This window comes from Rhizobium aouanii (assembly GCF_037002925.1).
GTDB lineage: Bacteria > Pseudomonadota > Alphaproteobacteria > Rhizobiales > Rhizobiaceae > Rhizobium > Rhizobium aouanii.
This window is the reverse complement of sequence record NZ_JBAMYD010000009.1, coordinates 63,604-89,001: the sequence shown is the minus strand read 5'-3', so window position 1 is coordinate 89,001 and position 25,398 is coordinate 63,604. Positions and strand designations below refer to the sequence as shown.

Sequence of the window (25,398 nt, the reverse complement as noted above, 5' to 3'; positions counted from 1 at the left end):
CTCATGGACAAAAGCTGGGATATGGACGGATGGAGGTCAGATGGTCGGGAGAGCGCTGCCGGAGCGCGCTGAGCGTCCTCGCCAGGCAAACGGCCGACAGCAGGCCGGTCAAGGCAGAGGCCAGGAATATTGCTGCCAACAAGCCTGAAAAGCCGAAGAGCGGCGGCAGGAGAGCAATAAGCGGAAAAAGAAGATAGCCATTCTGCGCCAGACCGATGGCAACCGCCGCTTTCGGTCTGCCCTGGGCCTGGAAGAGGATCAGCACCGTTTGCCGCAGGCCGAACAGCAGAAGGGGAAGATGGGTCGCGATGATCGCTTGTGCCGCGATCCCGATCACCATCGCATCGTCGGTGAAGAACGAGGCAAGTTCTTCGGAGAAAACGAGCGCGGCCAATCCATAGGCGCCACTCACGGCAGTTGTGACCACTGTAAGGATGCGGGTTGCCGACAGCATCCGGGCCGTATCGCCTCGACCCCAGGCAAAGCTCAGGATCGACTGGGCTCCGAGTGAAATGCCGATGACGGGGAGGGTTCCGACCGCGAGCAGCCGCAAGGCAATCCCGACGCCGGCGATGCCGGCTTCTCCGTGATAGCTGCCGGCGAGCGATACCACGGCCGCAATCGCGCCTGCGGTTGCGAGACTGGTCAGCGTCGTCGGTGCGCCCACAGCAAGGACAGGTTTGAGATAGCCGATATCTCGCCATCGCCAGCCAAACGTCAGCCGAACCGTCCCAAGTCGCCTGGCGTGGTAGGCGCCGTAGATGCAAAGCGCGACGAGCTGGGACAGGATGGTTGCGATCGCAACGCCCTGCAGGCCGAGGCCGAAGCCGAAGATCATGATCGGGTCGAGGATCATGTTCAGCGCAAAGCAGGCGACCAGCGTCCACATGCTGAAGCGGGCATTGCCCTCTGCGATCGCCAGGAAATCGAGAATGATCTGCGCCATCGTCAGCGGCACCGAGACCGCAATGATCATCAGATAATGCTGCGCGAGCGGCTGAAGAGCAGGCGTGGCGCCGAACAGCAGCAGATCTGGAAATGCGACGATTGCGATGGCACTTGCCGCGCCGAAGATGACGCCGGCAGCAAGACTGATCGAGGCAATGGCACCCGCCCGGGACCGGTTGCCGGCGCCGAGCGTGCGTCCGACCTCCGTTGCGACGCCGACGCCGATCCCCTCGCCGAAGGCGGCGATCAGCATCAGGATCGGCAGGACGATCATGATCGCCGCGATCTGGTCTTCACCGATCATTCCGACGAAGATCATGTTGATCGTATGATGGGCGGCATTGATCGACAGGCCGAACATGGCCGGCAGTCCAAGCCGAAGCAGCAGCCTGAAAAGCTCAGGACTGCCAAGGTCTTCCGGTGCGAGACGCGGCCGTCTCCGGAAGCTGCCGCTGACGTCGCTCATATCGTTCATGATGCAGGCACCCAGAGACGATCGCCGAAGAAACGTTCGCGGCCGAGCATGACCAGCAGCGCCCGCTTATGCGGAAAATCGAAATGCTTGACCTTGGCAAAACCCGAACGGTCGAGGTTGCGGATCTGCTGTTCGTGACTGGCGCGCGGCTCGCCGACGATGCGTTTCGTGCGTGGATCGTCGAGGAAGATGAAATGCATCAGCGAGGGAAGCCATGCGCTGATCCATTTCTTGCCGCGATAGCCGGGCTCGCCGATCGCCACATGCCATCCACGATCATAGTCGTCGGCATCGTAAAACGGACCGAGCCGGTTCTCCTTTGCCCAATAGACCTCGAAATAACCGAAGGGAATGTCCGCGAAACTGCCGATCAGCGGCAGCACATGCGGGTCTGCGATCCTTGCCTCCAGAATCTCCCGATGCTTGTCGATCGAACCTGCATCCTCCCAGATCGTGTTGACCTGCTCATCGTTCATCCAGCGATGAAATGCTGCAAGATCGGTCTCGGGATCGGCCACCGTGAAGGTGATTTCCCGTTCCAGCCAGGGGATGAAGCGCCGGTAGATCGTGCCCTTCGGCTTTGCCGGCCGGCGCGGATGATACCGGCCCGCAGTCATCTCCTGCACGGGCGGCAGCGGATAGAAGAGCTGCGGCAACCACAGCGAGGGCCATTGCCACAGGATCGCCGAATCGAGCCTTCCGTCCGGGGCCGCAATGTGCGGCGAAAGGCTTGCCTGATGCCCTTCGAAAACGACTGACGTGATCGAGCGATCTTCTGCCGTCAACGCTTCGGCGGCTGCCATCAGAAGCTCTGCCGATTGCACCGGATCGCCATGGTAGAAGGTCACCGACGCGATGCCGGCCTCAACCTCGAATGCGGCCTCATGGTGGCCGTAAGCGGTCTTGAGGTGGATGAGATTGGGGGCGAGGCTGACGTAGCTGCGCGACTGCAGCGCGCGCCTTTGTTTGACGGCGTCGAAATCCATGATGTTCTCCTTGGCCAGCCAGGAGCCGGCCGGGCTTTTGGCGCTCTGAGCATGAAGCGTGTTTCTGCGCCGATTTGGTAGAATGACGATCCATCTCCCGGCAGATTTAGGGATAAGCGAAGAAAAAATTCTCATCAATTTTCTAAACTACAGCCTGCCGGATCCGTCACTTGCGCATGACCATCATCACCGCAGGAGCTGCGAATGGATAATCTTGAACCTCACGACGATCTCTGGATCGCCGTCATCGACACCGAGCATCACTACTCTGTCTGGCCGCAGGACAAGCGAATTCCCATTGGCTGGGAGCCGGAGGGTTTTACCGGTTCGCGCCAGCAATGCCTGGCGCATATCCGTGACGTCTGGGCAGATCCGCGCCCGCTTTCCTTGCGCTCGGCTATGGCCGGCGATGCGCGTCTCTGAAAAAGGCTGGATGGCACGGATGAACAAGCAGATCACAAATTTTGCAGATGCCTACCCGACCGATGCGGCAGTGGACGCCGTCTTCGAGAGCTTCCCACTGACGATCGCGCAGAAGCGCATCTGGTCGCTGGAGCAGATCGGCAACTATACGGTTTTTCCAGACCAGGTCATCGGGCTGCGATTGAGCCCGGCGATCGACGTCGAGACGATCGCCGGCGCCTGCCGGACGCTCGTGGCGCAGAATCCGTCGCTGGCCTCCCGCTTCCGCCGGCTGGCGGGCGGCCGCATCGAGCAATATCGCGGCGCATCGAATGCGGTGCCGATCGAGATGGTCGGCGAAGGCACTTCTCTTGCCGCGGCGGATGCGTTGGCCGCCCAGAAAGCCTTCCGTGACAAGCGCTTCGATCTGCTGGAGGGCCCCGGTGCACGCATCCAGATCATCCTGCTTGCCGACGGGCAATCGCTTCTGACGATCGTGCTGCATCCGATCATCTGCGACGACCGCGAAAAATCAGTTCTTGCCGGGTCGCTGGCGCGAATTCTCGATGGCGAGCCCGTCGGCGATGCGCATCCGCTAGAAATCTCGGCCGGGACACGGGAGGCCGATTGGCTGGAGACGGACGAAGCACGGGAAGCACTTGCCTATTGGCGCGACACCATCGGTGTCGACTATGCGGCATCGACCTTCCCCACCCGCTTCAATAGCGGCGGGCTGGCAGGCGTTGCGCGCGCCGAGCATCGATTTTCGATCGAGCCCGGCCTCTGGAGCAAACTCGAGCGGCATGCCGGGGGCAAGGGCGTTCAGGTCGAGCGTATGCTTCACGCCGCCTTCTGCGCTCTGCTGGCACGCTATAGCGGCAACTATGCCTTGCTGACCGGTCTCCTCGTCGCGCGGCCCCACACCGAACATTTCGCCAGCCGCGGCCGCGCCGAACAGGTTCTCCCACTCGTCCTTACACTGACCTCCAGACATTCCCTCGATGACGTCGCCGCAGCAATCTCTTCGGTGACGGAGGAAGGGCTTGCCCGGCTCGTGCCGCTGGAGCGCATCACGCAGGAACTGGTCATCGACGAGGCGGCCGCCCAGGAAGCGGTGGTCAAGGCGCTGTTCGAATTCCGCGAGCCGTACTCCGTCCCGAGCCAGGCGACAAATCTGGAACCATCGGGCGCGCGCGCTGACAGCGAGTTCTCCCTGGTGATCGAGGCGCGTCCTGATGGTGCCGCATACGGGCTGATCGACTACGCCCAGGATCTTTATGACGGCGCCCTGATTGCCCGTGTCGCCAGGCATTTTTGCCTGGTACTGGAGCAGATCGTCGCACAGCCGGATCTCCGGATCAAGGATATCCAACTCATGGGCAGCGACGAGCTCGACTGGTTGTCTGCGCCCTACGAGGACGACATCGTCAACGACGACAGGCCGGTGCACGAGCTCATCTCGGCCCATTCGCGCCGCACGCCTGACAAGACCGCGATCGTCTATGGCGACGAAGAGTGGAGCCATGGCTGGCTAGAGACGAGCACCAACCGCCTCGGCCATCGGCTGCGGCAGCTCGGCGTTCGCGCCGAAGTGACGGTCGCCATCTTCATCAAGCGCTCGCCGGAGGCCATCGTCGGCATCCTCGCGACCCTGAAGGCTGGCGGCGCCTATATTCCCGTCGAACCCGACCATCCGCCGGTGCGCAACCACCACATCCTGCGCGACGGCGGCGTCAAGATCGTCCTCACGCACAGCTGGCTGCGCCATCGCCTGCCGGAAGAACTCGACGCGATCGTTCTCGAACTCGACAAGATCGATCTCGAAAGTGAGCCGGATACGCCGCTGTATATTCCCACGCACAACGACCAGCTCGCCTACGTCATGTACACCTCCGGATCGACGGGATTGCCGAAGGGTGTCGCCGTCGAGCACGGGCCGCTGACGCACCATCTGCAAAACACCTCGCGTGTCTATGGCATGAGCTCCGACTCCCGCGAGCTGCCGTTCCTGCCCTTCAGTTCGGACGGCGGCCATGAGCGATGGATGAACCCGCTGATGGAGGGGGGCAGCATCATCCTTCCCGATCAGCCGCTGTGGACACCGGAAGAGACATTGACGGCGATGCGCAAGCACGGCGCCAACAATGCGAGTATCCCGACCACCTATCTGCAGCAACTGGCGGAATGGGCAGATATCACGGACGGTGCGCCGCCGATGCGCCTTTACTCGTTCGGCGGCGAGGGGCTGGCGCAGCCGACCTTCGATCTCCTGTCGCGAGCGCTGAAATCGGAATGGCTGATCAACGGTTACGGACCGACTGAAACCATCATGACGCCGATGGTCTGGAAAGTGAGGGCCGGCACCAAGTTTCAGGGGGTCTATGCCCCGCTTGGCCGCGCCGTCGGGTTAAGGCGCGTCTATGTGCTCGACCCCGACCTTAACCCGTGCCCGATCGGCGTGACGGGCGAACTCTATATCGGCGGTGAGGGTATTGCACGCGGCTATCTCGGCAAGCCGGACACGACAGCGGACCGTTTCATCCCCGATCCGTTCTCGAGCGATGGCGGCCGGCTTTATCGCTCCGGCGACCTGACGCGTTGGCGCGACGACGGAACCGTCGAATTCGTCGGCCGTGTCGATCATCAGGTGAAGCTTCGCGGTTACCGGATCGAGCTGGGCGAGATCGAAGCGGCTCTCCTCCAGCAACCCGGTGTCGGCGAAGCCCTTGTCGTCCTGCGTGATGACGATGCCGGCGAGAAGGCGCTCGTCGCCTATGTCGTTCCCAAGAAGGACGAGAAGCTGGATGTCGAGACGGTTCGCGCCGGCCTTGAGCGCAGCCTGCCATCCTACATGGTGCCGGCCGCCGTGGTCGAACTGGAAAAAATGCCGACCAATCCAAACAGCAAGCTCGACCGCTTCGCACTGCCGGCGCCGCAGCCGGTCAAGCGTGCCATCGTCGAGCCGGCGACCGCGCTTGAAGAAGAGGTGCTGGATGTATGGCGCCAGGTTCTCAAGCTGGAAGCAATCAGCGTCGAGGATAATTTCTTCGTCATCGGCGGCAATTCGCTCGGCGCAATCCGCATCCTTTCGCTGCTGCGGCAGCGCCGGCCGAAAACCCCGCTCATCGTCGCCGATATCTTCAACAATCCGACCGTGCGCTCGTTTGCCGGCGTGATGGAGCAGGGAGACCAACGGGATCTGTCTGAGGTGATCGTGCTGCGCGCTTCCGGCGCCAAGCCGCGGCTTTATTGCTTCCCAGGCCTTCTCGTCAGCACCCGTGAATATGTCAAGCTCGTCGACTATCTCGGAGCCGATCAGCCGGCGACCGGCTTCATTTGCCACTCGCTTTCCGAGAAGAAGGAAGTCGGCGCTCCGGTCGAAGAGATCATCGAGAGCTACGTCGATTATATCAGGACCCATAGCAAAGGCGCGCCCTGCTATTTCCTCGGCTGGTCGTGGGGCGGTCTTCTGGCCTATGAGGCTGCCCGCACCCTGGGCAACGAAGTCGACGTCAGAATGATGGCGATGGTCGACGTTTGCGATCTCGGATCGGAATTCGCGATCGGCGCAAAGCCGAGGTTCCGGCCGGGCGAGCGCGACGAGCTTCATCGAGACGTAGAGGCATGGCTTGGAAGAACGGCGATGCGTCCTGAGTGGGACCGGCTGCTGTCGACGATGGACGCGGATACCTACGATCAGTTCCTGCGCTTCGTCGGCGACGAAAAGGATCCGCTTCCAAACGATGGGCCCGATATCAGCAGTCGCGAACATACGTTCTGGGTACTGATCGACAATGCCCTGATCTTCCGCAAGCACCGGCTCGTTCCTCACGATGTGCCGATCTATCCCTGGGCTGCCGACGACAGCCTCAACCGCGGCCTCAACCTGATCGATTGGCGCCGCCTGTCGCCGCGGGCGCATGCGGCCGAAATCATCACCGGCACCAACCATCTGCATATGATCGGGTCTCCCGCCTTCCACTCAAGGCTTGCCCTGCGTCTCAAGGAAACAGAGAAGGATATCGCATGACCGTCGCTTTTGCCCGCAGGGATGCCGTGAACGAGCCGCTCGATATTGCCGGCATCGGCATCGGGCCCTCCAATCTAAGCCTCGCCTGCCTGTTCGAGTCGGTGCCCGAAATCAGGAGCCGCTTCTTCGAGCGGCGCCCATCGTTCGACTGGCATCCCGGCATGATGATGCCCGGCGTCGAACTGCAGTCGTCCTTTTTGAAAGACCTCGTCACGCCGGTCCTGCCGACCAGCCGCTGGTCATTCGTCTCCTATCTGGTTGCCCATAAGAGGCTCTACGCCTTCCTGAACGCCAATTATGATGCCGTCCCCCGGCAGGAGTTCGCGCGCTATCTCGCCTGGGTCGCCAACGGCGTGGACGGCCTGCGCTTTGGAACGGAGATCCGCGACGTCGAGCACCGCGACGACCGGTTCTTCCTGCGGTTCGACAACGGTCAGGAGGAGGCGCGAAACCTGGTGATCGGCACGGGGTCGTCGCCCTTTGTGCCAGACTGGGCAAAACCGTTCCTGGGTGCCGATTGCTTTCATAACAGCGAGGCCAGGTCGCGTCTCAGCGATCTCGCCGCCCCGCGCATCGTCGTGGTTGGTGGCGGTCAAAGCGGCGGCGAGGTCGTCGAAGCCTTGCTTGCCGATCCCGGTTCCATGAAGGAGCTGACATGGATCAGCCGGCGTCATAATTTCGAGCCGATCAATGATACACCGTTTTCGAACCAGGTCTTCTCACCGGAATACGTGCAGGCCTATCTGAAGCTTAGCGGCGAGCAGAAGCAGGCCGCCTTGAGGAACTCGATCCTGACCAGCGACGGCTTGTCGATTTCGACGATTCATTCGATCTACCGCCGCCTTTATGCGTTGCGTTATCTCGAACCAAGCACGCTCAATGCATCCCTGGCGCCAAACCGCGATGTGATCCAGATGGAGCGGAACGGCAATGCCTATCGGCTGATCGTCAGGAACCAATTCGACGGCGGGATCGAGGTGCTGCATGCCGATGCCGTGGTTCTGGCAACCGGTTATCGGTTCCGGTTGCCGGAGGCTCTCGGCTCGCTGGGCGACAGGATAACGCTCGACAGAAGCGGCTATCCCATCCTCAATGACGATTACACGATGCAGTGGGCGGGTCCGCGGACCAACCGGCTGTTTGCGCAGAATGCAGGCCGATACTCGCACGGTATCGCCGACTCGCAGCTGAGCCTGATGGCCTGGCGCAGCGCAACCATCGTCAATGCGCTTCTCGGCCGGCAGCATTTCGACGCGGAACTCGACAATGCGCAACTGGCCTGGGCGACGGAGACCGCTTCCGCAATGCCTCACCAGCTCCGGACCGGCTATTCAGACGGCATGCTGTCGTCCTGAAACAGCCGTGTCGAAATGCGGGGGATCCCGAATTGAGAGCAGGCAGCCAGCGCAACGACGTACTGGCTGCCGCTTTCGACCAGGCGGTGATGCCATCGCCGATCGTGATCACCGGCCAAAACAGGGACGCCATCCTTCCAGGAAAAGACAATGTTGCGGGGATCCTCGCGCAACCCGACGCCGAGCGCCTTCAGATGGCTCTCCTTGAGCGCCCAGAGTGCGACAGCCGCGTGCCCGCGTTCGGGCGCAGGCAATTGCGCGAGCCGGCGCCGTTCGTCTGCACTGCAATAGCTATCCACTGCCGCCTCTTCGATCTCGGTATCGGTGCGTTCGCAGTCTATTCCCAGGTGGTCACATCCTGAAGCGACAGCGACCGCCACAAGCCCGTCGGCATTGGCGAGGCTGAACTGCAGCCTGTCATCTCCCTCAAGCCTTAGCTTGCCGTGCTTGTCCGGAGACAATACGAGCTTGCCCGGCGATGTCCCGGTATGCACGCTCAACAGCCGCCGCAGGAGATAGCGGCCGGCAATGAACGCGGCCCGATCTCGTTCGAAACGGTAGGTCGCGGCGCGCTCCCTTTCATCCGGTGAAAGCGACTGCATCCAGCGGTTCCGGTCGCCTCCGTTCCCGGAATACGGCCAGAGCGCGATTTCAATGCTGGCAGGTTGATCTTCAGATTGGTGCATTTTCGCTCGCCATGGCTGCTATCTCCCTGAATTTTCAAGAACTCTGGGTCGTAACGCGTTTAATTGATCGCGGAAGTATTGGTCAACTCGGAAGATCTTCGGAAATGAAGCGGGAGTGTTGTTTAGTTAATACTAAATTATGGAATCCGGTGCGAGATCTTGCATCAGCCGGCAAGCCGGTCGTCCCAGCTACCATCGAGGAGACCAGCATGAAACGCCCGAGTATCAAACAAGCCCTGATCCTAAAGCTCTCGATCATCAGCCTGTTCATGGTTGGTCTGTCCTATGTCTCGCTGAGCACGATTTCGACACTTCGTGCCAATACCGAGCAAATCGGGACTTTCTGGATGCAGCGGCTTGTGACGGCTCGCGAGATCAAGGATGACTTCCTCGACCTGAAATTGGTCTATGCCCATTCCCTCCTGGAGGATACAGCGGAAGAGCGGAATGTCGGGCAGCAAAGAATCGATGCCGCCGTTGCCGCGCTCGAGAAAGTTGTCACCGAATACGAAAAAGGCGTCCGTACCGAGCGGGGGCGCGAACTGATCAATCAGATCAAGCCGGAACTCGCCAAATATCGCGCGCTGGCAGAGCAGATGATCGCGTTTGAAAATGACGGAAAGACGCCTGAAGCAATCCGCTTCTTCAAGGAAAACATGGAGCCGCAAGCCGAGCTGGTGAACAAGGCGGTGGCGGACCTGGCCGCATTTATTCTCAGCCAAGCCGAAGGCTTTGTGGCCGCGAGCGGTGCTTCCGCACAATCCGCTTTCATGCTGACGGCCACGATCGCAGCGCTGGCCGTGCTTCTTGCTGTGGCCGGCATCTTCTTTGCAATTTCCGGCATCGCCGGCCCAATCCGAAGCATCGCCTCCGCCATGAGGCGCTTGTCCGATGGCGATCTTGACAGCGATATTCCCTATGCCGGTCGCGCCGACGAAGTCGGCGAAATGGCCGGTGCGGTTGAAATCTTCCGCCAGAATGCCCTGAACGTCGTCAGGCTCGAGAAGGAAGCCGCCGAATCCCGCAGCGAGAGCGAAGCAGCGCGCGCCGCAGCTCAGCAGCGCGCCGAACGCGAGGCGGAACAACTGCGCTTCGCGACCACGACATTGGGCGAAGGTCTCCGGCGGCTTGCATCAGGCGACATATCCTTCCAGCTTTCGGAGCAATTTGCAGCCGAATACGAAGCCTTGCGCGAAGACTTCAACGCTTCGCTCCGGCAATTGGGCGCGACGATCGGCGCAGTCCTCCAGACGGTGCACAGCATCGATAATGGTACCGGTGAAATTGCATCTGCCGCGCAGGATCTTTCCAAGCGTACCGAACAACAAGCAGCCTCTCTCGAGGAGACGGCTGCAGCCTTGGACGAGATCACGTCGAACGTGACGATGTCGACCAAACGCACTGACGAGGCACGCAACGTGGCCAAAGAAGCCGATATCAGCGCTCAGCGGTCGGCAGCGGTCGTCTCTCAGGCGGAACAGGCCATGCGACGCATCGAAGACAGTTCACAGCAGATTTCAAATATCATTGGTGCAATTGATGAAATCGCCTTCCAGACGAACCTGCTGGCGTTGAATGCCGGCGTTGAAGCTGCCCGTGCGGGTGAGGCGGGCAAGGGTTTTGCCGTTGTCGCCCAGGAAGTCCGTGAGCTTGCCCAGCGTGCCGCTCAAGCGGCCAAGGAAATCAAAGGCTTTATTCAAAAGTCATCAACTGAGGTGGAAAATGGCGTGAAACTGGTTCTTGAAACCGGAACCTCGCTGAAGTCGATCGGTGAGTACGTGGTCCAGATCAACCAACTCATGGATGCGATTGCCACATCGGCGCGCGAGCAGTCGACTGGACTTGCCGAGATCAACACGGCCGTCAATCAGATGGACCAGGCGACCCAGCAAAATGCAGCGATGGTCGAGCAGTCGACGGCTGCCGTTGCCTCATTGTCCTCCGAGGCAGGCCGCCTGCGGGATCTGGTCAACCAGTTTCAATTGGACGGCGACAAAAGTGCTGCAGACGGGCAGCGCAGCGGGCGAGCTTTCGAAAGCAACAAGCCAATCCAGTTGGTCGCTCATCGGCGCGTGATGCAAAGATGACGCGTATCTGACTTCAGATCAGATACATGAGACAACCTGCCGGCGGTTCCAGTCGCGTTCGTTCTTTGAGCACTGGCCAGAGAGCGATTTCGATGCCGATGGGTTGGTTTCTGATTACTGCATTGATCCAGTATGTGGCCATGGATCTGTTTTGTCCTGGTAGTCGCGAGCTTCAACTTCCGCCTTCTTTTGTGTGAACAAAACCATCCATCGCGTAGAACTACACGCAGGGGATCCATCGCGTGCCTAGGATTGCCGTGTAGCATCCTTCGATCTCGCCTCCCTGTCCCGCTATAAGTGGCGCGAAGTGAGGGTGGCGGGCTTCGTCCTCCGCGGCATTCACAGCCGTCGCAAGCAGAGCGGATAGAGCAAAAATGAGCGATCTAGATTTCATTTTCCACTCTCTGCGATTCCGGGACACACAATACCAAAGCAAGTCGACAGCTCTTTGAGTCCTGCCGCATTGAACCTCAGGCTCGCCGGTCTGCAATGCGTACCATAGTGTCGGCGGGGCCGGCAGGACAGCTCGGCCATTTGAGGCGGGCACCCGATAGGGTTAGCGCGTTAAGTATTGTAGAATATGCGGATATGCGCATAATTTCCGCGGCTGCCGCTGCTAGGCAAGATTGATCGAGGGCTCTGGATATCCCATGGAAACAATCGTCGAGGACGCCCGTGTTGGCGTAGTGTCGCCCGAACTCGTAGTCGATGCACTGTTTGCGTGCCGAAAGACGGCGGCGATAAGGGCGGCCATCGAACTTGATCTCTTTACTCATATAAACGAGGGCAAGACGGCAGCATCGCTGGCGTCGGCAACAAGCGCCTCGGAGCGTGGGGTGCGCATCCTGTGCGACTACCTTGTGGTACATGGTTTTCTGACAAAGGAGAGCGGACAGTACCGAATGACGCCCTCGACCAGAATGTTCCTCGATCGCAATTCGCCGGCCTATATGGGCGCGGCCGTCGAGTTCACGGCCGCACCCGAAATACTGGATAATTTTCTGCGCGATCCGGCCGCCGTCGTGCGAAACGGCGGTTCGTCCGGGCTTGCGAACGTGTCGGCAGACAACCCCGTCTGGTTGAAGTTTGCGCGCGGCATGGGCTCCTTTACCGGGCTCAGCGCCAAAATGCTGGCTGGCGAAATCTCCGGCTGGCCGAGGCCTCCCAAAAAGGTTTTGGACATCGCTGCAGGTCCAGGCGTTTTCGGGATCGAAATTGCGAAGGCCTTTCCAACGGCGGAGATCGTCGCCGTCGACTGGGCCGCCGTATTAGCGCTGTCGAGGCAGAATGCGGAAAAAGCCGGCGTGGCTCACCGGTACCAGACGATAGCCGGCAGTGCTTTCGATGTTGAGTGGGGCACGGGTTATGACCTTGTCCTGCTTCCGAATTTTCTGCACCACTTCGATTTGCCGACATGCGCCCAACTGTTGCGAAAGATCATCGCCAGCCTTGCAGAGCATGGTCGGATCGTCGCGGTCGATTTCGTGCCGAACGAAGATGGCGTGTCGCCGCCTTTTCCCGCAGCGTTCTCCTGGGAGATGCTCGCCAGCACGCCGGCTGGCCAGGCTTATACGCAAAGTGAGTTGACCGAGATGGCAAGACTTGCCGGCCTTGCCGGCGTCACGGTCAAATCGATGCCACCAACTCCGGCAAGCGTTATTCTCTTTGAATAGCCGGTCGACCGTCATCTGCGTCGCCTAGCTGACACCTGCCGAGTCGCTGCGCTGAAGCATGTGGCCGCTACAAAAAGCGCTTATCGTTCGCCGCATTTGCTCGTGCCCGGCGGTTCGATTCCGTTCAAGGCGGTCGTCCTGCTTTTTGTCGCAAAACATTATGGACGCAGGCGATATTCTCATATCCCGCCGCATCCTGTAGGCTTGATATCTGCAGCCCTCAGGAATTTCAGATCGATGAAGAAGACCTTCAATCCGGCCTCGGTACGCCGGCCTTTTGGAAATTACAATCACGGCCTGCTGGTGCCGCCCGGCGCATCGCTCCTGGTCACTTCGGGCCAGCTTGGTATCGGTCTCGACGATACTGTTCCGAGCGATATCACTGCTCAGGCTGAACTCTGCTTCAAGGCGATCAAGACGATCCTCGAAGAGGCGGAAATGAGTTTTGCCGACGTCATCCGCATTTCGGGCTTCGTCACCCGCCGCGAGGATTTCCCGGCCTATATGGCTGTGCGGGATCGCTATACGCTCGATCCGAAGCCGGTTTCCACCTTGCTCGTCATTGGCGGCTTTACGCGCCCTGAGTTCCTAGTCGAAGTGGAAGTGACGGCCGCGAAAATTTTCTAAAAGCGCTCCATCGCGTATCCGACGCGGGTGAGGAATTTTGCCCGCGTCTCCGGCGTGCAATTGTTCATGTCGTAATGGGCGAGGAACGTCACCGGCCTCACCGGATTGATCTGCGCCCTCAGCACGCGCTTGACGATTTTCTTCGGCGGGTTGCCGGCGGCGAAGGCGCGGAAGGGCGTTGCGCCATAAGTCAGGACGGCTGCGAGCTTGCGGATATGGCGCAGCCGCGATTCCACCTTGCCGTTGACCAGCTCGAAGGAAACGCCAGGCAGCCACACGCGGTCGAAGTATCCCTTCAGGATCGCCGGAAAGCCGAAGTTCCAGATCGGGGTGCAGATCACCAGCCCCTCGGCCGCCTTCAACCTTTCGACATGCGATCCCACCAGCTTCAGGTTTTCCGGATAGTCGTGATAGACGAGCCGGTCGTGGCGCGAGAGCACCGGATCGAACCGCTCTTCATAGAGGTCGCAGGCATCCACTCTATGCCCCGCCTTCTGCAGGCTCTCGACGGTCTGCCGGTAAAGCGCCTTGCCGTAACTTTCCTCGACCGGGTGAGAGTGGAGGACGAGAACCCTCATGAGGCCTCCATCAGGGCCGCCAGGCCAGGGAAGAGATAATTCTTGCCGGCGTTGAAATCGAAATCGGGATTTTCCCACGCGATCATCTTGCCGGGATTGAGCAGGCCCTTCGGATCGGTTTCCTGCTTGAAAGCGAGTTGCACCGCGTCGGTGCGCTTCATGCCGCCTTCTTCGAGCGTATAGCGGTGCGGATTGAAGATCGGGCATCCATTGTCCTGGTGGATCTTGATGATCTCCTCCAGCCTCTCCTCGGTGGTATAGCGCACCAGCGGCAGGCCGGAGCACTGGATCTGGCCGTCGAATTTGATGAATTCGAGATGACCCGGCACTTCGTCACCAAAGATTTCGACCATCTTCCGAACCTTGGCGACATGATCCGGTCCCGGATATTGCACCTGCAGATAGGTGAAGCTCGGGTCGACCTTCAGCGCGCGCAATGTCGTGTGGTTCCAGGCAAGCTCGTAGGCATGCGGGATGCCACGCATGCTTTCCACCTTGTCGGAGCGGAACATGATCTCGCCCTTCTGCGCCGCCGTAAAAGCCAGAAAAGCATCCATGGAGTGCGGCGCGATCATCAGCACGACGATCGACTGGCCCTGACGGATGTAGGGTTTGTGGCGGGTGAAATAGTCGTGAGGGATGGGAGCGGCGATCGGGGCAATTTCCTTGACGAGAATGCCGTTGCATTTCGCCAGCGCGTCGGAAAAGCGCACCGCTTCCATGAAATCGTCACAGCCGACCAGCACATCGACCCAGTCATAGGCAGGCGCAAGCGGCATCTCGATCTCGGTGATGATACCGTTGGTGCCGTAAGCGTGGCTCACCTTCTGGAGATCCCAGCCGGTGAGGTCGAGCACGCGCGGTTCGGCTTCCATGGTGACGACGCGCAGGCGCAGGATGTTTCCGAGGTCGCGCAAGCCGCCCCAGGTGATCGAGCCAACGCCGCCCGAGCCGCCGGCGATGAAGCCGCCGACCGTCGCCGTCTGGGCGGTGGAGGGGTGGAAGCGCAGCTCCTGGCCGGAATGGGCCTTGGTCTGCTTGTCGAGCTGGGCAAGCACGATGCCGGGTTCGCAGATGACGCGGCCGGGATGGATCTCCTTGATCTTGTCCATCGCCGCAAGGTTGAGCACGATGCCGCCGGAAAGTGGCATGGCCTGGCCGTAATTGCCGGTGCCGGCGCCGCGCGGCGTGACCGGCACGCCATGGGCATAGGCGACCTTCAGCGTCCTTATGACCTCTTCCTCGGTCTTCGGCGTAACGACGAGATCGGCGGAAACATTGTCGAGCTGCGCCTTCAGGATCGGCGAGTACCAATAGAAATCCCGGCTCTTCTGGCGAACGAGCGCCGGATTGTCCTCGACGGCGATGCCCTCGAGTTCCTTTTTGATCTTCTGATAATCGGCCATGTCAGCCTCCAACGACGTTATCGAGTTCACGGTAATCCGGCAGGCTGCGGTCGATCACCTTGCCGCGGCGAAGCACGACGCGGTCAGACTGCGGACGGGAAAGGAATTCACTCCAGCGCCGCGCGCTGAAGAGCACGAGATCGGCCGGATCGCCGGCGGCGATACGGCCCTTGTCCGGCCGTCCGACGATGGCGGCGGGCGAGGTGGTGACGACACGGGCGGCGGTATCGAGCGGGTGGTCGAGATGCAGGATCCGCACGGCCTCGCGGAAGACCTCCACCGGATCGAGGTCGCCATAGGCATAGAAGGGGTCGCGGGTATTGTCGGAGGCGACCGCGGTCGCGACACCGGCGGCGGCCAATTCCTTGAACAGGGTGACGCCGCGCCAGCGCGGGGTGCGGCCGGGATAGCGATCCTGCAGATACATGTTGCACATCGGCAGTGAGATGACCGCGATACCTGCCTTGGCGACCAAATCGACGGTGCGCGCGGCGGTGTCTTCGTCCTGGCGAGCGAGCGAGCAGCAATGGCCGGCGGTCACCTTGCCCTCGAACCCGTTGCGCAACACGGCCTCGGCAATTGCCTTCAGCGTCTCGGCGCCGCGATCATCCGTCTCGTCGACATGCAGATCGATATCCAGGCCATGCTCCGCGGCAGTCCTGAAGAGCGTGTCGAGCTGCCAGACAAGCTCCGGCCCCATCCGGGTGACGCCGCCAAGCAGGCCGCCGGTTTGTCGGATTGTTGTGACGAGATCGGCAAAGAAGATGCCGTCTGCCATGGCATCCAGCGGGAAGAGGGCGACCGCCTGCAGTGCAATCCGGTCCTTCCAGGCATCCCGGATTTCGGAAAAGACCTCGAAGGAGATGCGATGCTGGGGCGCAAGCGAATCCAGGTGCGTGCGGATCAGGCTGGTGCCATGGGCATAGGCGGAGCGGAGCGAGAATTCCATGCGCCGTTTGACGTCTGCCGCCGACCAGTTGGCTTCCCGGTCGGCCCTGACCGCATCGAGCGCCCCCATGAAGCTGCCGTCGGGATTGGCCTGGCGCGGCCAGATATGGCCTTTGTCGAGATGGGTATGGATATCGGCGAAGCACGGCCAGACCATGCCGTCCTTAAGATCGGTCCTGGCATAATCGGCGGGTGCGGCGCCGGCCGGCCGGATGGCGGCAATGACGCCATCGGTAATGACGATATCGGCCTTGACGAGCCCCTCGACGGCGGGCGCGTCAAATCCCACAACGGCAACGGCGGGCAGCGTTGCATTGCTCAGCACGAAGCGGCCGGCATTGGGCGGGGAGATGAAGGAATAGGTCATCAGTTTTCCCGTTTCAGGCTGCTCTCATGCCAACGGTGCAGGCTCAGCCAGGAAATGAAAGAGGTGATAGCGAAGATCGCTACACCGAGCAGGGAGAGCATCAGCAAGGCTGCAAAGAGACGCGGGATATTCAGCCGATACTGTGCTTCGAGAAGCCGGAAGGCGAGGCCGGATCCCGCGCCTGCCGAACCTGCCGCAAATTCCGCGACGACAGCGGCGATCAGCGCAAGGCCACCGCCGATCCTGAGGCCGGTCATGAAATAGGGTTGGGCGGCAGGCAATTTGAGAAAGAGCAGCGTCTGCCAGCGCGAGGCGCCGTAGAGCTCAAAGAGGTTGATCAGATTGTGGTCGACGCTCTTCAGTCCCTGGACCATATTCGAAAGGATCGGGAAAAAGGCGACGAGGAAGGCGCAGATCAGCAGCGCTACCTGCGTCGACGGCGCATAGATCAGGATAAGCGGCGAGATGGCGACGATTGGCGTTACCTGCAGGATGACGGCAAGGGGATAGAAGGCAAGCTCGACCCAGCGTGACTGCACGAGAAAGATCGCAAAGCCGACGCCGCCGACAAGCGCCAGCATCAGCGACATGAAGGTGATCTTGGTGGTGACCCAGAGGGCAGGAGCAAGCGTACCCCAATCCGTCACGAAGGCGTTTGCCACAGCGGCCGGTCCTGGCAGGATATAGGGCGGCACGCCGGACAGTTTCACATAGGCGTACCAGACGAGGATCAACATGGCGATGACGAGGAAGGGGATGGTGATGCGGAGCGCAAGATCGCCGCGCCTAAAGCGCGCGGTACCCTTAACCAGCAGCGGCGATGCGTCTGTTTCGTCACTCATCAATGATCCCCTGCCGAATTGATCGCCCCGATCAACGAATACGACACCGTTTCGCAGGCCCTGCGGTATTCTTCCGAAGTGCGGTAGTGCGCGTCGCGTTCGAGGCTGGTGACCAGCGGGACGTCGGCATGCACACGCCCGGGCCTTGCCTTCATCACGACGATGCGGTTCGAGAGATAGGCGGACTCGAAGACCGAATGCGTCACGAAAATCACCGTAATGCCGGTCGCCTTCCACAGCCGCAGCACGTCGTCGTTGAGCTTCTGTCGGGTGATCTCATCGAGTGCGGCGAAAGGCTCGTCCATCAGCAGCAGCTTCGGCTTCGTCACCAGCGCACGGGCGATCGAGACGCGCATCTTCATGCCGCCGGAAAGTTCGCGCGGATAGGCCTTGGCAAAATCCTGAAGGCCGACGGTGGTCAGCACTTGCATGATCTGATCATGCGCGGCGGCCTTCGAAACTCGTCTCAGCCTCAGCGGCAAGTGGACGTTGTCGAACACGTTTTTCCAGGGCATCAACGTCGGCTCCTGGAAGACAAAGCCGATATCGCCCTCCGGCAGACCTCGGGAATTGATGCGCGAACTGGGCCAGTCGATCGTTCCCGAGGTGACATCGCCGAGACCGGCGATGATGCGCAGCGCCGTCGACTTGCCGCAGCCGGAAGGGCCGAGCAGGCTGACGAACTCGCCGCTTTCGACCGTGAGTGACATGTTCGAAAGGGCGACAGTGCCGCTGGAAAAGACCTTCGAGACCGCCTGCATGACGACCAGTGGCCGCTTTCTCGCTTCCTTCGAAGGCGCCGGCTTGGTTTCGGCTAGGGACATTTTCTCGCTCATCTATCGAAGGGGATGCGGTCCGCCGCCAGAAAAGCGGCGGACCTAGCCTGGGAGGCTTATTTCTTCAGTGCCACGCCGGTGCTCTTGCAGACGAACTTCGTCGTGAAGGCCTTGGTGTAATCGGTATCGGCCTTGAACACTTTGATGGCGGTCATCTCGTCGAAGAACTTCTTGTAATGGGCGTCGGTGATGCAGCCGATGCCCTTGTCGAGGCTGTCGCCGGATTCGATGATGCCGTATTCCTTCATCTTGGCGATCGAATAGGCGATCTGGCCGTCCGTCATTTCAGGATTGTCCTTCCTGATCAGTTCGTTCGCCTTCGTGTTGTCGCCGTAGAGATAGTTGTACCAGCCTTCGATCGAAGCATCGACGAAGCGCTGCACGACATCGGACTTGCCGTCGATCATCGCCTGCGTCGTCGTGATCATCGTCGAATAGGGCGAGTAGCCGTTGTCGGCGAGCAGGAAGACCTTCGGCTCGAAGCCTGCCTGCTTCTGGATCTCGTAAGGTTCGGAGGTCAGGTACCCCTGCTGGGCAGAATCCTTGTCTGCAAGGAAAGGGGCGGGACTGAAGTTATAGGGCTTGTACTGCTCGTCCTTGAAGCCCTTGAAGTTCGCCTTCATCCATTCGAAATAGGTGAGGTAGCCGTCTTTGCTGAGGAACAGCGTTTTCAGCTTGGCGAGATCCTCGAACTTGTCGACGCCGTTGTCCGGATGGGCGATCAGCACCTGCGGATCCTTTTGGAAGATCGCGGCGACATCGACCAGCGGAATGCCCTGCTCGACGGCGGATATCTCTCCCTGAGGACCACCCATGTAAAAATCGAGCTTGCCGGAGATCAGCAGCGCGCTGCCTGCAGCATTCGGGCCGCCCTGGACGATGGTGACGTCGAGGCCGTATTTCGCATAGGTGCCGTCGGCGACGGCCTGGTAGAAGCCGCCATGCTCGGCTTGGGCAAGCCAGTTCGTCCCATAGCTCACCTTGTCGAGGGCAAACGCCGGCGAGGCGGCGGCAAGCATCGAAGCGAGGCCGAGGCAGCTCAGGAATTGTCTGTTCGTCTGTGCTTTCAACATGGTCGGCAGTTCCCCTTTTGTAACCGAGGGAAGCCTTATCCGGCTCCCTTTTGTGAGAATTTGAGCCATTGCCATGCGCTTTGAAAAGCATCAAAATTCGTGCACATTGATGCCTTTTCGGCATCCCTCGGAAAGCTGAAGATAATTTGTGCGGCCTGCGCAAAATTTACGCATCGGAGAGATCATGCTGCACTCAAGACGCCTTCTCTACATCAACGAGATCGCCCGTTGCGGTTCGATCCGCAAGGCGGCCGCGCGCCTTAACGTGGCGTCGTCGGCGGTCAACAGGCAGATTTTGGCGCTGGAGGAGGAGATCGGGGCGCCGCTTTTCGAGCGGCTGCCGCGTGGCCTGCGGCTGACGGCTGCCGGCGAGCTCTGCATCGAGCATATTCGCGACGTGCTGAAGAATTACGAGCGCCTGGAGGGACGCATCCGCAGCCTCAAGATGCAGCAGGCAGGCAAGGTGCGCATGGTGACGACCGTTGGGCTAGCCGCCGGGCCGCTGCCCGAAATCATCGCGCGCTTTCTTTCAGAGCATCCGCGCGTCTTCGTCCAGCTGCGCAACGACACCGGCGGCACGACGGCCAACCCCGTTGTATCAGGCGAGGTGGATATCGGTCTTGGCTTCAATATCCCCGCCATGCCCGGCATCCGCACGCTTGGAAATTTCGATATCCCGATCGGCGTCGTGCTGCCGCCGGGGCATCACCTGATCGGTCCCGGGCCGATCAACCTCGCCGATGTCACCCAGGAAAAACTGGTTCTGGCGCAGCCGGGCACCAGCCTGCGCGAGGTGATCAATCTTGCTTTTGCGCGCCTGCCCATTTCGGTCGAGCCGGTGCTGGAAACCAATGCATCGGAGATGCTGAAACAGCTCGTCAAATGCGGCACCGGGCTGACGCTGCTCAATCCGCTCGACGTCATCACCGAATGCCGGCGCGGTGAACTCGTCTTCCGGCCGATCGCCGAGCCGCATGCGCGTTACCAGCAGATGAAACTGTTTGCCCGTGCCCGCGCAGCGCTCGACGCGGCCACCAGCCTTTTCGTCGAATATCTGCTCGCAGAACTGCTCGGCCTGGTGCAGGAACTGCAGGCCAAGGGTCATATCCCACCAGATGTGAAACCCGCGGCTGAGCCTATTTCACATAGAGATTCGAAAGCGGATAGGCCTTGAGGTCCCGGAGCAGCTCGACGAACCCCTTGACTTGATGGCGGCAGATCGCCTCGCCCTTTTCGGCAGTGGCAACCGAGGCATCGCCGACCACACCGAAGGGATTGAGGTCATGCGCGATCCAGGCCAGCGAATGCGGCGGCAGAGGCTGAAGAAATTTGGATTGCTCCCGCATCCCTTCGGCCTTCGAGGAGAAATTCTGCGCCTTGTCCATCCGCACCAGCTCGGGGCGAAAGTGCAGCATCAACGACGTCTCGACATCGCCGCCGTGGATGCCGTATTTGCTCTCGTGATCGCTGACCATGCCTTCCGGATGACCGAAACGGCCCCATTGCGTGGAGACCACCGCCATTTGATGGCGCACGCGCAGTTCGCGCGCGACGATGCTCATGATGTCGACATTGCCGCCGTGGGAATTGACGATCACCATCTTCCGCAGCCCGGCTTCGGCAACCTTTGCGCCGATCGCCGTCCAGACGGGGATGAGCAGCTCGGCACTGAGCGACAGCGTGCCGGGGCCATAGATGTGTTCGTTGGCCTTGCCGATCTCCTGGGTCGGAAGGACCAGAATGTCCAGATCCTCCGGCCGCTGCCTCTTCAGCTCCGCCAGCATGCCGGTCGCGATGGCAACATCCGTTGCGATCGGCAGATGCGGGCCGTGCTGTTCCGTCGAGGCGATGGGCAGAACGGCAATCGTGGTCTCGGGGGAGAGGCCGGCAAAATCATATGTATTGAGCTCGTTCCAGTAAAACGGCGTGGGCATGCGGTCTTCCCCTTTCGTCACCTGCTTCGATAGGGAGTAGGGAATAATGATGAGCCCGAAAAGCATCATTTTTTGCGCATGGCGCTGCTTTTTTTCGCGCGCATCGGCGGGCGTTGCTCCGCTGGCGCTTCCGCGTCCAAGGCAACTTCATTGAAGTTGTGGCTCGCGGCATCTTATGACCGCGGCTCGGGGAATTCATGAGCCAGATCGATAACCTTATGCAACGGAGGGGGTCTAATCAGGAGGCGGAGTTGCACTACCTCAGCAGACGGCGTTGACGCGCGCCCATGTCCAACAAGCAAGGTGGAACAGTTCATGCCAAGCCAGACACAACTGGAACTTTCCCGTCGAGATCTACTTATCTCGTCGGCCGCAACGATTGCGGTCACCGGAGCCGTCGCGCCCGCGGCGGCACAGTCCCCAGGAAATGACATGGCCTATACATCCAAAGTTTCCTTCGCGGTTAACGGTGAGAAGCGCGATATCGAGGTCGACAACAGAACGTCGCTGCTCGACGCACTGCGCGAGCACCTGCATCTGACCGGCACGAAAAAGGGATGCGACCACGGCCAATGCGGTGCATGCACCGTCATGGTCGACGGCCACCGCATCAACTCCTGCCTGACGCTGGCGGTCATGCATGAAGGCGATCAAATCACCACGATCGAGGGCCTCGGCCAGCCTGAAAACCTTCATCCGATGCAGGCGGCCTTCGTCAAGCATGACGGCTTCCAGTGCGGCTACTGCACGCCGGGACAGATCTGTTCCTCCGTGGCGGTGCTCGAGGAGATCAAGGCGAATATACCGAGCCACGTCACCGGCGATCTTACGGCAGAGGCGGCCGTCACTGCGGTCGAGATCCGCGAACGCATGAGCGGCAACATCTGTCGATGCGGCGCCTATTCCAACATTATCGATGCCATTGCTGAAGTCGCGGGGATCAAAGCATGAGAGCCTTCACCTATGAACGTGCCTCGTCCGTCGAGGCCGCGGCCAAGGCGGCAGCCTTAAATCCTGAAACCAAGTTCATCGCCGGCGGCACCAACCTCCTCGACCTGATGAAGCTCGAGATCGAAACGCCAACGCATCTGATCGACGTCAACGGTGTCGGCCTCGACAAGATCGAGCCCACGCCGGAGGGCGGGCTGCGCATCGGCGCCTTGGTCCGCAACACCGATCTTGCAGCTCATGAAACCATTCGCCGCGACTACGGCCTGATCTCCAGGGCGCTGGTCGCGGGTGCCTCCGGGCAACTGCGCAACAAGGCAACGACGGCCGGCAACCTTCTGCAGCGCACGCGCTGTCCCTATTTCTATGACCCGAACCAGCCGTGCAACAAGCGACAGCCAGGCAGCGGCTGTTCCGCTATCGGCGGCTTCAGCCGCCAGCATGCCGTCGTCGGCACCAGCGAAGCCTGCATCGCCACTCATCCGAGTGACATGGCCATCGCCATGCGGGTGCTCGATGCTGTTGTGGAAACGGTCAAGGCCGACGGCAGTCGTCGCGCGATTGCGATCGCCGACTTTCATCGGTTACCCGGCGACACGCCTGATATCGAGACCGTTCTTGAGCGCGGCGAGTTTATCACGGCGGTCCTTCTGCCGCCCCCGATCGGCGGCAAGCACATCTATCGCAAGGTGCGAGACCGCGCCTCCTATGCCTTCGCGCTGGTCTCGGTCGGAGCGGTGATCCAGCCGGACGGCACAGGACGGGTCGCCGTCGGCGGCGTCGCCCACAAACCGTGGCGCATCGAGGCAGCCGAAGCCGAGCTGCCGAAAGGCGCGCGGGCGGTGGCAGGCGTGCTTCTTGCCGGCGCCCATCCGACCGAACAGAACCGTTTCAAGATCGATCTTGTCGAGCGCACGCTCGGCGCGGTCATTGCCGAAGCAAGGGGTTGAGCCATGCAGTTCGATACGCCAGCGACAACCAACCCGATCGACAATCTGAAGGTTGTCGGCCAGCCGATCCACCGCATCGATGGTCAGCTCAAGACGACCGGCCGCGCGATGTACGCCTATGAGTGGCACGATCCGAATATGCGCTATGCCTACGGCTATCCCGTCGGCGCGGCCATCGCCAAGGGCCGTATCACGTCCATGGACGTTTCCGCCGCCAAGAAGGCTCCGGGTGTGCTTGCCGTCGTGACGACGCTCGACATCGGCGAGCGGAAGAAGGGCAGGTTCAACACCGCCAAGCTTTTCGGTGGCGACGAGGTTCAGCACTATCACCAGGCAATCGCGGTCGTCGTCGCCGAGACCTTCGAGCAGGCACGCGCCGCAGCCTCCCTGGTCAAGGTCGACTATGCCGAAGAAAAGGGTGTGTTCGATCTCGGTCAGGCAAAGGATTCGGCCGTCAAGCCGGATGAATCTCAGCAGCCCGATACAGCGGTCGGCGACTTCGAGGCTGCCTTCAGGTCAGCTCCCGTCACTCTGGAGGCGACCTACACGACGCCCGACCAATCCCATTCCATGATGGAGCCGCATGCTTCCATCGCCGCCTGGAGCGGCGATGAACTGACGGTGTGGACGTCAAGTCAGATGATCGACTGGTGGCGCACGGATCTGGCGACCACACTCGGCATCGACAAGGAAAACGTCCATCTCATGTCGCCGTTCATCGGCGGCGGGTTCGGCGGCAAGCTCTTCCTGCGGGCCGACGCCGTGCTTGCCGCGTTCGGAGCAAAGGCGGTTGGGCGGCCGGTCAAAGTCGCTCTCCCACGACCGCTCATGCCCAACAACACAACTCATCGGCCGGCGACGATCCAGCGGATTCGCATTGGAACCGAGCGTGACGGCAAGATAACCGCCATTGCGCACGAAAGCTGGTCCGGCGACCTTCCGGGCGGCGGACTGGAGACCGCCGTCAACCAGACGCGGCTCCTCTATGCCGGTGCAAACCGCATGACCGCGATGCGTCTTGCGACGCTTCATCTCCCGGAGGGCAATGCCATGCGCGCTCCGGGCGAAGCCCCCGGACTGATGGCGCTCGAAATCGCCATCGACGAGATTGCCGAAAAAGTTGGGATCGATCCCGTGCAGTTTCGGATCGTCAACGATACGCAGGTCGATCCGGAGAAGCCGCAGCGGCCATTTTCCCAGCGCAACCTCGTCGGCTGCCTGACGCTCGGTGCCGAGCGGTTTGGCTGGGGAGAAAGGGGAAGGCCGGGTTCCAGGCGGGACGGCAGCTGGCTGGTTGGCATGGGCGTCGCCGCTGCCTTCCGCAACAACCTCGTCCTTCCCTCCGGAGCCCGGGTAAAACTCGACCGGGAAGGCGTCGTAACGGTCGAAACCGACATGACCGACATCGGGACGGGCAGCTACACGATCATCGCCCAGACCGCCGCCGAGATGATGGGAGTCACGATCGACAAGGTCGCCGTCCAACTTGGCGACTCGCGTTTTCCGGTTTCTGCGGGTTCCGGCGGACAGTTCGGTGCGAACTCTTCCACGTCTGGCGTCTACGCAGCCTGTGTCAAGCTGCGTGAGGCCATCGCCAAGAAGCTCGGCTTCAACTCCGAAAACATCGTCTTCGAGAATGGCGAGGTCCGCTCGGGCAATCGTTCGGTGCCTCTTGCCGAAGCCGCCGGTCCGGATGGTCTTGTCGGCGAGGACACCATCAAGTGGGGCGAGCTCACCGAGACGCATCAGCAATCGACATTCGGTGCGCACTTCGTGGAGGTTGGCGTCGACATTGCCACGGGAGAAAGCCGTATTCGCAGGATGCTCGCGGTCTGCGCGGCAGGTCGGATCCTCAACCCGATCACGGCCCGCAGCCAGGTCATCGGCGCGATGACGATGGGAGCGGGCGGCGCACTGTCCGAGGAATTGGCGGTCGACACCCGTCGCGGCTTCTTCGTCAACCACGATCTCGCCAGCTACGAAGTGGCGGTTCATGCCGACATTCCGCACCAGGAGGTGATCTTCATGGACGAGACCGATCCGATGTCCTCGCCGATGAAGGCGAAGGGCGTCGGCGAGCTTGGCCTTTGCGGCGTCGCGGCAGCAATCGCCAACGCCGTCTATAACGCGACCGGCGTCAGGGTTCGGCACTATCCGCTGACGCTTGACAAGCTCATCGGCGGCTTGCCGGACGTGGCCTGATCACGTCGACGGCGGTCCGAAACCCGGACCGCCGTTAATTCCTGT

20 protein-coding genes are annotated in these 25,398 nt (G+C 60.9%); 10 read left to right on the top strand and 10 right to left on the bottom strand.

Annotation, left to right across the window (positions count from 1 at the left end; genetic code table 11):
* Position 1: 1 nt before the first annotated feature.
* Positions 2-1,423 (bottom strand): MATE family efflux transporter, encoded by a 1,422-nt coding sequence (locus V8P77_RS17130; RefSeq protein WP_335913510.1) that lies wholly within the window; start codon positions 1,421-1,423, stop codon positions 2-4.
* Positions 1,420-2,409, bottom strand: coding sequence for a GNAT family N-acetyltransferase (locus V8P77_RS17125; protein ID WP_335913509.1), 990 nt, complete (start codon positions 2,407-2,409; stop codon positions 1,420-1,422). Before V8P77_RS17125 ends, V8P77_RS17130 begins: the two co-directional genes overlap by 4 nt.
* Positions 2,410-2,613: 204 nt before the next feature.
* Here V8P77_RS17125 and V8P77_RS17120 point away from each other — a divergent pair, with 204 nt between their 5' ends.
* From V8P77_RS17120 to V8P77_RS17110, 3 genes are read left to right on the top strand one after another with little or no spacing between them, the layout of a single operon-like run.
* Positions 2,614-2,832, top strand: a complete 219-nt coding sequence (locus V8P77_RS17120) for an MbtH family protein (protein ID WP_335913508.1) — start codon at positions 2,614-2,616, stop codon at positions 2,830-2,832.
* A gap of 19 nt (positions 2,833-2,851) precedes the next feature.
* Positions 2,852-6,841, top strand: coding sequence for a non-ribosomal peptide synthetase (locus tag V8P77_RS17115; RefSeq protein WP_335913507.1), 3,990 nt, complete (start codon positions 2,852-2,854; stop codon positions 6,839-6,841).
* On the top strand, positions 6,838-8,196 hold the full coding sequence (locus V8P77_RS17110; protein WP_335913506.1) for a lysine N(6)-hydroxylase/L-ornithine N(5)-oxygenase family protein: 1,359 nt from the start codon (positions 6,838-6,840) through the stop codon (positions 8,194-8,196). Before V8P77_RS17115 ends, V8P77_RS17110 begins: the two co-directional genes overlap by 4 nt.
* Here V8P77_RS17110 and V8P77_RS17105 read toward each other — a convergent pair.
* Positions 8,169-8,882: a 4'-phosphopantetheinyl transferase family protein gene (locus V8P77_RS17105; protein ID WP_335913505.1), complete on the bottom strand. Its 714-nt coding sequence runs from the start codon at positions 8,880-8,882 to the stop codon at positions 8,169-8,171. The two genes, V8P77_RS17110 and V8P77_RS17105, sit on opposite strands and share 28 nt — an antisense overlap.
* 209 nt (positions 8,883-9,091) lie before the next feature.
* Here V8P77_RS17105 and V8P77_RS17100 point away from each other — a divergent pair, with 209 nt between their 5' ends.
* From V8P77_RS17100 to V8P77_RS17090, 3 genes are all read left to right on the top strand, one after another.
* Entirely contained in the window at positions 9,092-10,969 is a 1,878-nt protein-coding gene (locus tag V8P77_RS17100) for a HAMP domain-containing methyl-accepting chemotaxis protein (RefSeq protein ID WP_335913659.1), read from the top strand.
* Positions 10,970-11,619: 650 nt separating this feature from the next.
* Positions 11,620-12,642 carry a methyltransferase gene (locus V8P77_RS17095; protein WP_335913504.1) on the top strand — a complete coding sequence of 341 codons (1,023 nt, stop codon included), beginning with the start codon at positions 11,620-11,622 and terminating at the stop codon, positions 12,640-12,642.
* Positions 12,643-12,879: 237 nt separating this feature from the next.
* Complete coding sequence (locus V8P77_RS17090; RefSeq protein ID WP_222358067.1) at positions 12,880-13,269, top strand: RidA family protein; 390 nt, start codon at positions 12,880-12,882, stop codon at positions 13,267-13,269.
* Here the strand turns inward: V8P77_RS17090 and V8P77_RS17085 are convergent.
* The 6 genes from V8P77_RS17085 to V8P77_RS17060 all read right to left on the bottom strand — a co-directional run bounded on the left by V8P77_RS17085 (position 13,266) and on the right by V8P77_RS17060 (position 19,319).
* Entirely contained in the window at positions 13,266-13,847 is a 582-nt protein-coding gene (locus tag V8P77_RS17085; RefSeq protein ID WP_335913503.1) for an NAD(P)H-dependent oxidoreductase, read from the bottom strand. The two genes, V8P77_RS17090 and V8P77_RS17085, sit on opposite strands and share 4 nt — an antisense overlap.
* Complete coding sequence (locus tag V8P77_RS17080) at positions 13,844-15,253, bottom strand: FAD-binding oxidoreductase (protein ID WP_335913502.1); 1,410 nt, start codon at positions 15,251-15,253, stop codon at positions 13,844-13,846. Before V8P77_RS17080 ends, V8P77_RS17085 begins: the two co-directional genes overlap by 4 nt.
* Before the next feature lies 1 nt (position 15,254).
* The gene (locus tag V8P77_RS17075) at positions 15,255-16,568 is read right to left on the bottom strand and encodes a cytosine deaminase (protein WP_335913501.1); all 1,314 of its coding nucleotides are present in this window, start codon (positions 16,566-16,568) and stop codon (positions 15,255-15,257) included.
* Positions 16,568-17,410, bottom strand: a complete 843-nt coding sequence (locus V8P77_RS17070; protein WP_335913500.1) for an ABC transporter permease — start codon at positions 17,408-17,410, stop codon at positions 16,568-16,570. Before V8P77_RS17070 ends, V8P77_RS17075 begins: the two co-directional genes overlap by 1 nt.
* The gene (locus V8P77_RS17065) at positions 17,410-18,234 is read right to left on the bottom strand and encodes an ABC transporter ATP-binding protein (RefSeq protein WP_335913499.1); all 825 of its coding nucleotides are present in this window, start codon (positions 18,232-18,234) and stop codon (positions 17,410-17,412) included. Before V8P77_RS17065 ends, V8P77_RS17070 begins: the two co-directional genes overlap by 1 nt.
* Positions 18,235-18,302: 68 nt before the next feature.
* Entirely contained in the window at positions 18,303-19,319 is a 1,017-nt protein-coding gene (locus tag V8P77_RS17060; RefSeq protein WP_335913498.1) for an ABC transporter substrate-binding protein, read from the bottom strand.
* A 184-nt stretch (positions 19,320-19,503) separates the two neighbouring features.
* Here V8P77_RS17060 and V8P77_RS17055 point away from each other — a divergent pair, with 184 nt between their 5' ends.
* Positions 19,504-20,493: a LysR family transcriptional regulator gene (locus tag V8P77_RS17055; protein ID WP_335913497.1), complete on the top strand. Its 990-nt coding sequence runs from the start codon at positions 19,504-19,506 to the stop codon at positions 20,491-20,493.
* On the opposite strand, the gene V8P77_RS17050 is transcribed toward V8P77_RS17055, so the two are convergent.
* A complete protein-coding gene (locus V8P77_RS17050) occupies positions 20,456-21,322 on the bottom strand; it encodes a creatininase family protein (RefSeq protein WP_335913496.1) in 867 nt (288 codons plus the stop codon). The genes V8P77_RS17055 and V8P77_RS17050 overlap by 38 nt on opposite strands.
* Positions 21,323-21,556: 234 nt before the next feature.
* On the opposite strand from V8P77_RS17050, the gene paoA reads away from it, so the two are divergent.
* The 3 genes from paoA to paoC are packed head-to-tail and all read left to right on the top strand — an operon-like array spanning position 21,557 to position 25,353.
* Positions 21,557-22,204 carry an aldehyde dehydrogenase iron-sulfur subunit PaoA gene (gene paoA / locus V8P77_RS17045; protein WP_335913495.1) on the top strand — a complete coding sequence of 216 codons (648 nt, stop codon included), beginning with the start codon at positions 21,557-21,559 and terminating at the stop codon, positions 22,202-22,204.
* Positions 22,201-23,151 carry an FAD binding domain-containing protein gene (locus V8P77_RS17040; protein WP_335913494.1) on the top strand — a complete coding sequence of 317 codons (951 nt, stop codon included), beginning with the start codon at positions 22,201-22,203 and terminating at the stop codon, positions 23,149-23,151. The genes paoA and V8P77_RS17040 overlap by 4 nt, the downstream gene beginning before the upstream one ends.
* Before the next feature lie 3 nt (positions 23,152-23,154).
* Complete coding sequence (gene paoC, locus V8P77_RS17035) at positions 23,155-25,353, top strand: aldehyde oxidoreductase molybdenum-binding subunit PaoC (RefSeq protein WP_335913493.1); 2,199 nt, start codon at positions 23,155-23,157, stop codon at positions 25,351-25,353.
* The last annotated feature ends 45 nt before the right edge of the window (positions 25,354-25,398 follow it).

What these genes read in the sequence shown, in the direction of transcription:
- V8P77_RS17130 (WP_335913510.1), bottom strand. Translation starts at nt 1,423, where the DNA reads ATGAACGATATGAGCGACGTCAGCGGCAGCTTCCGGAGACGGCCGCGT.
- V8P77_RS17125 (WP_335913509.1), bottom strand. Translation starts at nt 2,409, where the DNA reads ATGGATTTCGACGCCGTCAAACAAAGGCGCGCGCTGCAGTCGCGCAGC.
- V8P77_RS17120 (WP_335913508.1), top strand. Translation starts at nt 2,614, where the DNA reads ATGGATAATCTTGAACCTCACGACGATCTCTGGATCGCCGTCATCGAC.
- V8P77_RS17115 (WP_335913507.1), top strand. Translation starts at nt 2,852, where the DNA reads ATGAACAAGCAGATCACAAATTTTGCAGATGCCTACCCGACCGATGCG.
- V8P77_RS17110 (WP_335913506.1), top strand. Translation starts at nt 6,838, where the DNA reads ATGACCGTCGCTTTTGCCCGCAGGGATGCCGTGAACGAGCCGCTCGAT.
- V8P77_RS17105 (WP_335913505.1), bottom strand. Translation starts at nt 8,882, where the DNA reads ATGCACCAATCTGAAGATCAACCTGCCAGCATTGAAATCGCGCTCTGG.
- V8P77_RS17100 (WP_335913659.1), top strand. Translation starts at nt 9,092, where the DNA reads ATGAAACGCCCGAGTATCAAACAAGCCCTGATCCTAAAGCTCTCGATC.
- V8P77_RS17095 (WP_335913504.1), top strand. Translation starts at nt 11,620, where the DNA reads ATGGAAACAATCGTCGAGGACGCCCGTGTTGGCGTAGTGTCGCCCGAA.
- V8P77_RS17090 (WP_222358067.1), top strand. Translation starts at nt 12,880, where the DNA reads ATGAAGAAGACCTTCAATCCGGCCTCGGTACGCCGGCCTTTTGGAAAT.
- V8P77_RS17085 (WP_335913503.1), bottom strand. Translation starts at nt 13,847, where the DNA reads ATGAGGGTTCTCGTCCTCCACTCTCACCCGGTCGAGGAAAGTTACGGC.
- V8P77_RS17080 (WP_335913502.1), bottom strand. Translation starts at nt 15,253, where the DNA reads ATGGCCGATTATCAGAAGATCAAAAAGGAACTCGAGGGCATCGCCGTC.
- V8P77_RS17075 (WP_335913501.1), bottom strand. Translation starts at nt 16,568, where the DNA reads ATGACCTATTCCTTCATCTCCCCGCCCAATGCCGGCCGCTTCGTGCTG.
- V8P77_RS17070 (WP_335913500.1), bottom strand. Translation starts at nt 17,410, where the DNA reads ATGAGTGACGAAACAGACGCATCGCCGCTGCTGGTTAAGGGTACCGCG.
- V8P77_RS17065 (WP_335913499.1), bottom strand. Translation starts at nt 18,234, where the DNA reads ATGTCCCTAGCCGAAACCAAGCCGGCGCCTTCGAAGGAAGCGAGAAAG.
- V8P77_RS17060 (WP_335913498.1), bottom strand. Translation starts at nt 19,319, where the DNA reads ATGTTGAAAGCACAGACGAACAGACAATTCCTGAGCTGCCTCGGCCTC.
- V8P77_RS17055 (WP_335913497.1), top strand. Translation starts at nt 19,504, where the DNA reads ATGCTGCACTCAAGACGCCTTCTCTACATCAACGAGATCGCCCGTTGC.
- V8P77_RS17050 (WP_335913496.1), bottom strand. Translation starts at nt 21,322, where the DNA reads ATGATGCTTTTCGGGCTCATCATTATTCCCTACTCCCTATCGAAGCAG.
- V8P77_RS17040 (WP_335913494.1), top strand. Translation starts at nt 22,201, where the DNA reads ATGAGAGCCTTCACCTATGAACGTGCCTCGTCCGTCGAGGCCGCGGCC.
- paoC (WP_335913493.1), top strand. Translation starts at nt 23,155, where the DNA reads ATGCAGTTCGATACGCCAGCGACAACCAACCCGATCGACAATCTGAAG.